The sequence below is a fragment of the Desulfitobacterium sp. genome (assembly GCF_035539115.1).
GTDB lineage: Bacteria > Bacillota > Desulfitobacteriia > Desulfitobacteriales > Desulfitobacteriaceae > Desulfitobacterium_A.
In genome coordinates, this window is record NZ_DATLJA010000008.1 from 1 (window position 1) to 12,316 (window position 12,316).

Below are 12,316 nucleotides of genomic sequence, written 5' to 3' on the forward strand. Positions count from 1 at the left end.
AGCGTGACCGGTGAGGCTTGTGCCTGCCGTTGTGATCATTGCGACGGTAAACTTTTGCAGAGTATGATCGGGACGCCCACTCCCCTTGAGATGCGCCGGGTAGTCGACCAGCTTCTGGACAAAGGCTGCCGGGGGATACTCGTTAGCGGTGGAGCAAATTCTCAAGGCGAAGTACCTTTGCTGTCTTTTGTGGAAGCAATGGCTTATGCCAGCCAGATGGGCTTGAAGGTACTGGTTCATAGTGGGCTTATTAACCGCGAAACGGCCATTGGCTTGAAATCAGCGGGAGTGGATCAGGTATTAATGGATGTGATTGGCGATGAAAACACAATTCGCCAGGTTTACCATCTTGATCAACGGCCTGATGATTATCTGCGAGCCATGCTCTTCTGCTGCGAAGCAGGTTTAAATATAGCCCCCCATGTGGTCATCGGTTTGCACTATGGTCAAATCCGGGGGGAAAGGCAGGCGTTGGAGATGATCCGGCAAGCCGAGCCGGAAACGATTATTCTGGTTATCTTAACGCCTGCCTGCGGGACGGCTATGGCGGTCGTACAGCCTCCGACCCTGGCAGAAGTTGGTGAGGTTATCGCGACCGCCCGGGTGATAAACCCCGATACCCCCATAACTCTGGGCTGTGCAAGACCACCGGGACAATATAAACGACAGGTGGAAATTCAGGCGGTTAATTGTGGGGTCAACGGCATCGCGTATCCGGATGAGGCTACGGTTGTCTATGCTCAAAGTAAAGGTTTACGAACCCTGTTCTCCGAAGAATGCTGCAGTTTAATCGTGAGAAACATCTCAAAATAATCAAAGCGGGAATTCATGCCAGTGTGAATAAAACGTTCCGAAAGGATGAAATCCTTTGAAAATCGAGACCATTACCACGGTGAGGCATGATACGGATAATCTAATCATCCGAGATGTCCCGGTTAGTTCTACCATCGTTGATATTCCAGACTGTGGTCTGGCTATCATTGATACGGGTTCTCCTGATAATCTGGATCTGCTGGAAGAATTGGAACAGTTAGGTTATACTCCTGCAGATTTCAGTCTGGTCATTAATACCCATCTGCATGTTGATCACATTGGAGGAAACCGACTCTTTAGCAATGCCAGAATCCTAATCAGCCGAAGGGAACTTGATTTTGAAAATAATTTAGCTCGGTTATTAGGGGAAAGCACCGACCCCTTAGCAGCTTTGCATTCCTGGGGTCGGTATGTCGAGGATAATTCCCATAAATTGGCGCATCATCTCATCAAGCTGGTCAATCAATATCCTGCAGCGGCTTGGATAGGGGATCAGGCCCAAATTGAATTTTTTGAGGATGAACCGGATCTACCCAAGACGATTGATCTCCTGCAGGTTCCGGGACACTCGGTTGACAGTCGGGCCGTGTTGCTCCAGGGCAAAACACGCAGAGTGGTGGCAGCTGGGGATGCGTTCTACCATCGTGACCTATGGCAGAAAGATATGATGGCTGCTATTCACTATGATGCCCGTCAGTTTCAGCAAACTGCTGAGGCAATTGCCCGTTTCCCGGATATTATTATTCCGGGTCATGACCGTGTATTTGACAACCTGACCGGTCAATATCTGCCAGATAATGACCTAGTGATATAAGCGAGATTCATAGAAGTTCTTAATAATCATTCAATAAATTCCGCCCTTCTCTAATCGTTTCTACTTTCGCCGAATATGGCTTTGGCAAGAGGGTGTTCAGACCAAAAAGTATCAACATACTGGCTATGAGCCTGGTACTTTTTCGCAAGCAGCGTAACGAGACCTTTGGCGTGTTTAGGCGCGCCAAAGGTCTTCTATTTTTTCAAGGATGGATATGTTTTTATAAATCACTCAATTTTCGCTCTGCGAAAGTTATAGCGGCGAAATGGAGCGTGAATAACAATGAGAGACGAAGCTGAGCACTTATGCTCAACTTCGTCTCTCATTTAGGGAAACGAAGTAGACTTAAATTGAATCCTTGCGTCCAAGAATTCATTACGCAATGTCAGGGTTTTGGGTGCGACTTATCATCCTGACTATGTCAAAGTACCATTTATCATGTCGAACATCAAGAAGTAATTTTATGCCGGAAAGGAAAATATGCCCTGATTACACGGTTTCTCTGGAAATTTGTCCTTCTTACGCAGGAATCTGGGGTCATCTGTTAGGATGGAACCTTACTTGAGTTGCGAAAATATAATGCAGAGATATAAGGTTGGGAGGAGAGCTCTCTATGCACATATTTCCGTTTCGTCCGAATTACCGTGAATTATTTGTAGGACTCGAGAACTTGGTTCCGCAGGGTAAAGGTGGTTCAGCCCCTGCAGTTAATTTTGATAATGCAGCAACAACACCCCCGTTCTACAAGGTGATGCAGGAAATCAATCAGTTCGCACCCATTTATTCTTCAATTCATCGAGGAACAGGATATAAATCTGTTCTTTCTTCGCAAGTCTACGAACGGGCACGTAAAACTGTCCTTAATTTTGTAGGAGGTTTATCTGATTACAATACTGTGATTTTCGTTAAAAATACGACTGAAGCTATCAACAAACTTGCTTATCGACTTTGGAACCCGCGAAAAAAGGAAGTCATCCTGACAACCTGGATGGAACATCATTCAAATCTTCTCCCGTGGAGGGATAAATTTCAGGTTGATTATGTGGAGCTTGACGAGCAGGGAAGTCTAAATCTGGAGGATCTCGAACGAAAACTGCAACGTCATCAAGGAGCGGTTAAACTGGTGACTGTATCGGGTGCTTCAAATGTAACGGGAATTATGAATCCGATCCACCGCATTGCCGAAATGGCTCATCGTTATCAGGCAAAAATACTCGTGGATGCCGCCCAGCTGGCTCCTCATGCCGCGATTGAGATGCGCCCCATTTCTTCGCCAGAACATATCGATTTTCTCGCCTTCTCCGCTCATAAAATGTATGCACCGTTTGGAATTGGAGTATTGATTGGGCCGAGACAAGTCTTTGAGCAGGGAAGCCCTGAACATAGTGGAGGTGGGACGGTTAGGTTGGTGACGCAAGACCGCGTGATCTGGGATGATCCGCCATATAAGGAAGAGGCGGGGACGCCTAATATTCTAGGGGTCGTGGCACTTGTAGCCGCAATTGAAACGTTGAGCGGAATAGGGATGAAAACGGTTTTTAAGCAGGAAGAACATCTGCTTCAATATGCCCAGAGAAAGTTGGAGAAGATGGTAGACGTTGAGCTGTATGCCTCTTTGACAACGTCTCCAAGGATTGGGGTTATTCCCTTTAACATAGTGGGAATACATCACGAACGGGTCGCTCAGCTCCTTTCCAGGGAAGGTGGAATTGCCGTTAGAAACGGTTGCTTTTGTGCTCAACCTTATGTCCAAAAGCTTTTACGTATTCCCGACAAAGATATGGGGAAATTTATGGATAATCCACTGCTGCCCCGTCCGGGGATGGTCAGAATAAGTTTCGGGTTATATAATACCTGTGAAGAAGTGGATCAGTTGCTTACGCTTCTTCAAGAAATCACGGTATCGGAGCGAAATAAAACTAAGTTTTTGTCCAGTTCGGGAAAACTAGGGTATACGAGTAAAACACTCTCGTATTATAATAATAATTAATATTAACTGCAAAGGAAGTACCAGGATGCATGAAACAGCTCAGAAGTTAAATGAACAAATTCGCGAGGCTAACCCATACTTTTACGAACTTTTGTCTGATTTAGGTAAGGAACTTTATTACCCGAAAGGGATTTTGACTCAATCTGCAGAGGCCAAGCAAAAAGCATCCCGTTTTAATGCTACGATCGGGATTGCCATAGAAGATGGGCATCCAATGTACTTATCGGTTATCCAGGAAAATTTATCCAGGTTCGATCCTGCTGATCTTTATGACTACGCCCCACCCGCTGGAAAAGTGGAACTGAGAAAGCTTTGGAAGGAAAAAATGCTCCAGGAGAATCCTTCTTTACAAGGAAAAGAGATCAGTCTTCCGATCGTGACGAATGCGCTGACCCATGGTCTCAGCATAGCTGCCGATTTATTTATGAACTCTGGAGATCCGCTTATTCTACCGGATAAACTCTGGGGAAATTATAATATGATTTTTGGAACACGCCGGGGAGCTCGGACGGTAACTTATCCCTTTTACACCGAGGATGGGGGGCTCAATATCTCCGGAATGAAAGAGGCCTTACTCACGCAAAAAGCTCACGGCAAGGCAATATTATTGTTAAACTTCCCGAATAATCCAACAGGGTACACGCCTACTGAAGAAGAGGCAACGGCTTTAGTTGAAGCAATCCGCGAAGTAGCCGAAGAAGGGCTAAATCTCGTAGTGATTACGGATGATGCTTATTTTGGGTTATTTTATGGGGATTCCATCACAGAATCTTTATTTGGACGTCTTGCTAATCTTCATCCGCGAGTTTTACCGGTAAAAGTGGATGGAGCGACAAAGGAAGAGTTCGTTTGGGGATTCCGAGTTGGGTTCATTACATTTACGTCCGAATATCCGGAAGTTTTGAGTGCCTTGGAAAGTAAGACGATGGGAATTATCCGGGGAACCATTTCTAATGTTGCGCACCCCTCTCAAACCTTCGTCTTGGATGCGTTGAAGTCACCAGATTTCTGGGATCAAAAGCAAGAGAAGTTTGAGATCATGAAGAAACGGGCTTTAAAAGTCAAAGAGATACTTAAGGTTGAGAGGTATCAGGAAGTTTGGAAGGACTACGCCTTCAATTCCGGTTATTTCATGTGCCTAAAATTAAAACGTGTGAGTGCTGAGCCCTTGCGCCAACATCTCCTCGAAAAATATGAAGTTGGGGTGATTGCTCTAGGCCAGACGGATATTCGGGTTGCCTTCTCCTGTGTTGAGGAAGACCAGCTTGAAGAACTCTTTGAGCGTATTTACCAAGGGGCGAAGGATTTAGAGGTAGCCGAATAAAAAATGCAGGTGTAATCTAAATTTAAAAGATAGGGAGTTGTTTTAAGACAGCTCCCTATCTTTTCTGCGATGCATGAATTTCTATGCGGCAGGATAAGATTACTAAGGAGTCTCCAGGTTAGATTTTATTTAACTTGGGTTAATTTCTGAGCTTTAGTGCAAAGTAATAGCTAAATCGAAAGTTAAAGTAAGGAGAATAACGTATGGACAAAGAAGAACTTATAAACTCCTTAAACTGGTTTTATAGCCTAGAAACAAGTCAGGTTGAATTGTATACTGCCCAAAGTAGAAAATTCAAAGATCAATATGGTGGAATGGTATTCGAACGGGTCGCAGAAATTGAACAGGGCCATGGTGACTTAATCAGTGCTAAAATCAAGGAACTCGGTGGGACTCCAACCCAATTAGGTGAAGTTATCTCAACTATTATTGGGGCTTCTATGGGTACAATCCTATCCATGACCGGTCTCGATATGGCCCTAAGGATTAACATTAAATTAGAGGAAAAGGCAATGAGTGACTACAGCCAACTCATCGCAAGCGTCGAAAAAGAGGGCGAAAGTCCGGAAAGTGAGCTTTGCAAGCTGCTTAAATATAACTATGTTGATGAGGATCTGCATGCGGCAGAGTTTGCTAAGCTGATTGGAACTGAAGGCGAGTAATATAAAAAAAGTACGTGCACAATGAAATTTTGTCCTCTCATATAGTGGAGTATACTGGTAGTAAAGGGAGGAAAAACCAAAATGCATCACATTGTACGTCATGGAGAATCACTTCATATTATAGCTAGACGTCATCATACCCATATTCATCATTTAATTAACTTGAATCCCCACCTTCGGCATCGCCCGCATCTTATTTATCCTGGTGAAAGTATTAGAGTTCGGTAAGAAGTATGAAAGTAGCCCTCGGCAGTGCCGAGGGCTTTAGATTTATTTCTAATTTAAAAAAATAAACAAATAATGGATATTCAGAGTAAATCTTGCTAAAATAGGGTTAGCTTAATTAGCCTGTTGATAAGGAGGAGATGGTGTTGTCTAAGCTTTCTAAGCTTAACAATAGAACTTTTTTGCTTTTAGGTTCCCTTGGGATAATTTCTCTGCTCTTTTTAGGAATCTTGAGTTCTTATCTAGCAGTTGCGCCGATAGCAAAGTTTATACGTGAATGCACCCAACTCATAACATTATCTCCAGTTTATAGGGGGGTGGGTTTATTAGCGGGTATCTTTTTCCTGCTCTGGCTAAAGCATGTAATAGGGTTTTGTATACATCAAAAGAGAGTTTTCCAAAGTTTTAGGAAAGGGATAGCCCGGAAAGAAGAGTTACCTGAAGGTTTGAAAGAAACAGCTGAGGAGATTGGTGTTTTAAATAAGCTGCTATTCGTTACCGAAACGAATCCCATTGCTTTTACCTTTGGATTATTTAAACCAAAGATAGTGATCTCAGATTGTTTAGTTGAAATGCTTGAACTCAAGGAATTAAAAGCCGTCTTGTTTCATGAAAAATGCCATGTCATGAAGAAGGACCCCTTTAAGATTTTCTTGCTAAGAGCATTATTTAATAAAGTTTCTTCATTAGGGTTAATTACTCGGTTAATGCAAGATTTTTCTGTAACCATGGAATTGCAAGCCGACAAATATGCACAAAGAATTTTAGGGGTAGAACAGCAATTTCTAGCCTCAGCCTTATTAAAACTTATAAAATTCGAAGTCACACCTCCACGATTCGCTGTGGGTGTAACGTCCGTACTGGAGGCAAGAATTGAACACTGTTTAAACCACGATTGGTTGCCTAAGCTGACACTAAAGCCACAAGATTGGACTATTCTGGGAGGATATGTTGCTTTTCTACTCGTAGTAGTGTATATGACCATAACTTATAATCAATCTTTTGTCTCCGTATCGTGTCATCCAACCTATCTTTGTCATCTTACATATCTATAAGTTCTTTAATCCCCCTTATGCGCATAGGAATAGTTTGACTATGCACATAAGGGGGTTATTTATTTGGATCCACTTGTCCATTCCTTACATTTAGGGTTGCAAAGCGGTTCATGGACGATTCTACTGTCCATGTTTGCGGCAGGGGTTCTACTTTCCTTAAATCCTTGTATGGGTGCTATGGCTCCTTTAGTATTAGCAGGAACGCGTAAAACAGGGTACCTTAGATCTTTGCAATTTATTGCTGGGTTTACAGGAACACTGATGCTCATGGGTGCTTTGGTTGCAGGATTGGGGCGAATGCTCACCTTACCGGGCTGGTTTTGGACCATTTTTCTTGGATTGTTATATTTGATAGCGGGTATGGCCTTGTTACAGGTTAGATTGCCCATTAAAATCTCCGGCTTTTATGTCAGCCGGAGAAGATTACCAAGCCAATATTTCAATTCTAGCGAAGGTTTAAGTCCAGGTCTCTTAGGGATCTTCTTTGCGCTGGCCCCTTCACCCTGCACAACGCCGGTTATCCTAGTGATCAGCGGGGTAGCCGTTGCCAGCGGAAAGATCCTTTTGGCGTCTTTAGCCTTGGGGTTATTTGGCCTTGGACATAGTATTTTGCTTGCTTTGGCTTTTTTACCCGGTGTGCGTCAGTTATTTAGAGTCAATAATTTTACACGGTATTTGCGTCCCGTCTTTGGGGTGGTTCTCCTTCTCTTGGCGGGTTATTTTTTGGTTTTTAGGCCGGAGCTGTTCGATCATGCATCCTTGACGGGGCATCTACACTAAATTAAAACAAATCAGAATAAAAAAATGGCAAGGTCTACACCTTACCATTTACTATAATCATCGTTGATGAATGATTATTAAACGATTGTTGTTAATGAGAGCGCTTAAGTTTTACTTACGTGCCTCAGCAGGAACAACGATGGGTTCAAGAACACTATCTTTGAGAAGTTCCACACACTGAGCCATATAGGCACCGACCTTCTCGGAAGGATCTTTTGTAGAAATCCCTAAGGCACGGGCAACTACTTCGGTTAAGTCCATCTGTTGTACTTGAGTTCCCATTGCGTGACAGGTAGAGTTAAACTGCGAACCACATCCTGCACAGTTGGTGACTAAATATTCTGCGCCTGTCGTAACCGCTTCCTCTACGCGCTTCATACCACTATGAGCAACGGATGGTAAAGAGTCAAAGGCTGCAACTAAACCGCAGCAAAGCCCCTCTTCTTTGATATGTTCCATTTCTCTAAGTTCGACTCCTGGAATTGAGCGAAGGACATTTCGGGGTTCATCATAGTGACCAAACCACCGTCCAACATGGCAAGAATCGTGATAAGTAACGGAATGATTAAAGGGTTCAGTGAATTTGATCTTACCTTCGGCAATCAATTCACTGAGGTAGACTACAATGTGTTTAAAGCGAATATTACATTCGATTCCCAACTCCAGAGCCATTTGCGGATAATTTTCATTAAAGGTTGCATAGCACCCTGGACATGAAAAAATAATTGTCTCGACCCCTGCTTCATTGAACATTTCCAGATTGCGTTTAACTAACGCCTGGAAATCTTTTTTATACCCCCCAAGAGATAGATAAAGGCCACAACATCTTTCCTTTTCTCCAAAGTGAACAAACGGGATATCGAGCTGATGGAGAATACGGGTCGCATTTTGAGCCATATTGTCCATAATTGTTCCCGCCCAGCATCCAGACCAATAGGCAAGTTTCCCATGAGTTTGAGTCGGCACATCTAACCATTTAAGCCGTTCTTCTGCGGGTACTCCCCAGAAGTTACCTGTTGTAAGCACGTTATTGCGGATGATTTCCAAACCAGTATTATGAAGCTTATGCTTATCAAACTCATAGCGGAGATTCATCCAATGATGAGCATTATGAGCTCGAATTTGACAAACGGTATCACATTTTTTACAGGTTGTACAGGGGTATAAAGCCTTGCCGACTTCATCGTCTAACGGGAGCTTACCTTTAATATATTGATTCAGAATATAGTATTTTCCACGAGGAGAGTTACTTTCCCAAGGAACAGCATCAAAAACTGTGCAGACATTTCGACAATAGCCACACATGGCGCAGGAGAATGTATCATCTGTAAGTTGTTCATCGAGCGGAGAGCTAAAATTATTGGTTTGCCATTTACTCAAAAGGCGACCAGCCAAACCGATTAACTCACATCCAGCATTGGCAACTTTCATCGTAGCCGATAACATTTTGGTTGGAGATTGTTTGTCCATCGAAGGGGGAATAATTTTTCCTGGGTTCATTAAACCGTCTGGGTCAACAAACTGCTTATAATTCCAGATGGTTCTAAGGCGGTCTTCTCCGAAAAAGGTTTTCGCACGATCAGTAAAGTACATCCCTATTGAAAAAACTTTACCCCCATGTTTTTCCCCGGCATCAATCACATCTAAGGAACAAGCATAGGCCATTGGGAAGCCTAATTTTCTTTCGTCAGCCAGCATAAATCCCAAAATGGAGATTTGATCATGACCAACCATAGTTCCCTCAAGGGCAAACTCACCTTTAAACTTTTTCTCGATTTCTCCGACAAATTGAGCAACTTCTTTAATGGGAATGACGACTTCACTGGCGACTAAAGTCGGTCCTAGTTTTTTAAAACGCATGGGATAGAACTTATCTGCCCACTCTTCGCTGGCCAACTTATCACGCATGATTTTCCCATTATAACGGGTTACTAATTTGCTGATTTTATTTTCCACAACAGAACGTCGGGGTTTGGGAAAAACCATAGTTATTAAATACTCATCTTCAGGTAAGACATAGTGCTCAAGTGCTTTCTGTTTCAATGCTGTGTAGGCTGGAGTTGTTAAACTAACATTCCAAAGAAGTACATTCTCATTATTCAGAGCATTTAAAAAATCTGAGGCACTAGGTAAATTCGGGAACGCAGCTAGAACTACACTCTCTTCATCTTTGGGCTGCACTTTGACAGTTACTTCAACAATTATCCCTGTAATGCCGCAAAGGCTATATACTTGCTGGAGATCGTCTCCTTCAACCTTCTCTAAATGACCATCGGGGAAGACCATGAGAATGGATTCAATATTTTGGAGGCAGTTTCCGTATTCGTAACTTCCATATCCGCTTCCCCCCTGGGCTACCCAACCTGCAACGGTTGAGCTATTGGAACTGGATGGGTAGGCCCGAAGCGTTAGCCCTTGTTCACTTAATTTTTTCTCGAGATTACTCCAAATGACACCCGGTTCGACGGTAGCAGTTTGATGACTTATGTTGATATCATTGATTTTGTTCATGCGGACAAAATCAACGACAATACCGCTTTTAGCCGGTACACTCCCGCCGAAACCTGCACTTCCTGCGCCTCGAGGAACAAGCGGAAGTTTCTCCTCACGGGCTACTTTAGCCAACAAGGATACCTCATCAGCCGATATAGGTTGAACGACTCCATCCGGTGTGCACTGAATCATCGAGCGAATTTGTTCTGGCATGATCCCTTGGTCATGGGAATAGACAATACGTTCGACTTTGTTAAAGCGGACCCGATCTTCGAAAATCTCTTTAAGCTTTTTCATTTGTTGAGTCGTTAAATTATTTTTCATCGGTATTCTCCTTCTTTCTCCCAACTATTATTCAGACACTCAATCAGAAGCTGCTGTTTTCGAAAATATCCTGTCGGTCCTCTTACCCTAATGAACACATTCACTAACCTCCTAGTTAACAAAACATGTACAAATACTTAAAATTGGTTTAAAAAAATTTGCATTTAAAGGATTCCCGATATTCGAATAACCGTATTTTTTGAACCATTGGTTGAAAAAAATAAACTATTATTTAATATTGAATGAATTCGACAGAATGATAGATTTTCCTTCACAAATTTAAAAAAAAAGGACTATCTTTGATAGTCCTCAGTGATCAAGTAGACTTCGATTCCTTCTAAAGAATTGGATATAGTTTAAAATGAATTTCAGATCTCCAGCTTCGAGATCTCGAACAGCTCGTAGAACAGCCTGTACACGAGGATCCCCCAATAAACTTAAGACTTCGGAGTTTAAAGAAGATAAAAGATTTTCGACATCTTCTTGCTCTAATAAAAAGTAACATATGGAAACGCCGAGTGCTTGGGCTATATTCTCAAGTGTATCTAAGGAAGGTTCCGCCTGATCGTTTTCGATTTGACTGACCATCGCTGAAGAAATTCCGGCTTTATCAGCCAAGAGCACTCCAGTTAGTCCTTGTTTTTCCCGTTCATGGCGAACTCGGGTTCCGACGGAAAATGTGTCCGCTGACTTTTCCAGAAAATAGCGAACGGTAACACTGAGTGCTTCTGCTAAGCGATCCAATGTTTCTAAATCGGGTTCTTCAGTTCCACTTTCATATGCTTTAATTTTTTCAGTTGGAATTCCGGAAAGTTCACTTAATTCTTCAATACTTAAGCTTCGTCCTCTTCGAATAAACTGGATCTTCTCTCCATAAACCTTTTCAGTTCCTATGCCGAATAAATATGTCGGTGAAATATTTAAAACATTAGATAATCGCCGAACCATAGCTACCGAAGGCTTTTTTGTTTCACGCTCGACTGCACTCAAAAACGAACTGGAGATTCCCAATTGTTCAGAAAGTTCATGTAAAGTTAATCCTCTTTGCTTACGAAAGTCTCGGATCGTTGTGCCAATTCCCATTTGCTATTTTCCTCCGCAATCTAACTTTAGGTTTACTATAGCACGAATTTTAATGAGAGAATATTAGTCAAGAACATAGGCCTAAAAAAGTCAATTATTTTTACTGCATCTCTGATGTGATTGAGGCATCATAGTCACGTGGTTTCCAGTTCTTTAAATCCGTTTCATTAACTACGATGTTTTTTGTCGTTTCATCAACTGTATATTTGATTTCTTGCGGAGGGTATTTAACACAACCGCCTCCTAAGCCGGTAAGATCCGCCAAAGCCCAACGCGTAGAACAGACATTACAGACTAAAACATCGCCCTCAATATGGAATTTGCGAGAATAGCAGGGCTCACAAAAACTGGAGGCAACTATCACTCTCCCGGCTGGAGTCAGGTAGGCCATGAGGGGTAAGCCCTTTTGACCGTTACCGATTTCCCGATTAGGGTTAACCATGGTATAGATGATTGAGTTTTCTTCAAGACTGGCGAGGGGAATTTTAATTTGCCCATTCGCGATTTCCGCTTTGATTTCCGTCATCTCGATTTTTACATTATCTTTATATTTCATGCTGCGACCAATTGAGTATTTGTCATCAAAGCCCGGGATACTCTCTTGGGTAGAGAGTACGATCGCGGCGATCCCTAAAATTAACACACCTAATAGGGAGCCAAGGACGATTTTTTTACGCTTTTTGCTCCGTTGGTTATTGAGTTCTAAACGGGCTCTTTTTTCTTCTAGGTTAGCCATGAGTTCACCTCCAGAGG

The 12,316-nt window shown here is 42.7% G+C and carries 10 protein-coding genes; 7 read left to right on the forward strand and 3 right to left on the reverse strand.

Annotated elements, in window-relative coordinates; translation table 11 throughout:
* The 7 genes from VM640_RS00860 to VM640_RS00895 form a co-directional block, all read left to right on the forward strand.
* On the forward strand, positions 1 to 813 hold an 813-nt coding region (locus VM640_RS00860), incomplete at its 5' end, for a radical SAM protein (protein WP_325388952.1).
* Between the two features lie 55 nt (positions 814 to 868).
* Entirely contained in the window at positions 869 to 1,627 is a 759-nt protein-coding gene (locus VM640_RS00865) for an MBL fold metallo-hydrolase (protein ID WP_325388954.1), read from the forward strand.
* Between the two features lie 613 nt (positions 1,628 to 2,240).
* Positions 2,241 to 3,617 (forward strand): aminotransferase class V-fold PLP-dependent enzyme, encoded by a 1,377-nt coding sequence (locus VM640_RS00870; protein WP_325388956.1) that lies wholly within the window; start codon positions 2,241 to 2,243, stop codon positions 3,615 to 3,617.
* A 25-nt stretch (positions 3,618 to 3,642) separates the two neighbouring features.
* The gene (locus tag VM640_RS00875) at positions 3,643 to 4,941 is read left to right on the forward strand and encodes an aminotransferase class I/II-fold pyridoxal phosphate-dependent enzyme (protein WP_325388958.1); all 1,299 of its coding nucleotides are present in this window, start codon (positions 3,643 to 3,645) and stop codon (positions 4,939 to 4,941) included.
* A 203-nt stretch (positions 4,942 to 5,144) separates the two neighbouring features.
* Entirely contained in the window at positions 5,145 to 5,603 is a 459-nt protein-coding gene (locus VM640_RS00880; RefSeq protein WP_325388960.1) for a ferritin-like domain-containing protein, read from the forward strand.
* Between the two features lie 371 nt (positions 5,604 to 5,974).
* Positions 5,975 to 6,883 carry a M56 family metallopeptidase gene (locus VM640_RS00890; protein ID WP_325388964.1) on the forward strand — a complete coding sequence of 303 codons (909 nt, stop codon included), beginning with the start codon at positions 5,975 to 5,977 and terminating at the stop codon, positions 6,881 to 6,883.
* A gap of 63 nt (positions 6,884 to 6,946) precedes the next feature.
* On the forward strand, positions 6,947 to 7,663 hold the full coding sequence (locus tag VM640_RS00895) for a cytochrome c biogenesis CcdA family protein (RefSeq protein ID WP_325388966.1): 717 nt from the start codon (positions 6,947 to 6,949) through the stop codon (positions 7,661 to 7,663).
* A 111-nt stretch (positions 7,664 to 7,774) separates the two neighbouring features.
* On the opposite strand, the gene VM640_RS00900 is transcribed toward VM640_RS00895, so the two are convergent.
* From VM640_RS00900 to VM640_RS00910, 3 genes are all read right to left on the reverse strand, one after another.
* The gene (locus VM640_RS00900; protein ID WP_325388968.1) at positions 7,775 to 10,480 is read right to left on the reverse strand and encodes an FAD-binding and (Fe-S)-binding domain-containing protein; all 2,706 of its coding nucleotides are present in this window, start codon (positions 10,478 to 10,480) and stop codon (positions 7,775 to 7,777) included.
* A gap of 309 nt (positions 10,481 to 10,789) precedes the next feature.
* Positions 10,790 to 11,563 (reverse strand): helix-turn-helix domain-containing protein, encoded by a 774-nt coding sequence (locus tag VM640_RS00905; protein WP_325388970.1) that lies wholly within the window; start codon positions 11,561 to 11,563, stop codon positions 10,790 to 10,792.
* A gap of 100 nt (positions 11,564 to 11,663) precedes the next feature.
* Positions 11,664 to 12,299 carry a Fe-S-containing protein gene (locus tag VM640_RS00910; protein ID WP_325388972.1) on the reverse strand — a complete coding sequence of 212 codons (636 nt, stop codon included), beginning with the start codon at positions 12,297 to 12,299 and terminating at the stop codon, positions 11,664 to 11,666.
* Positions 12,300 to 12,316 lie beyond the last annotated feature (17 nt).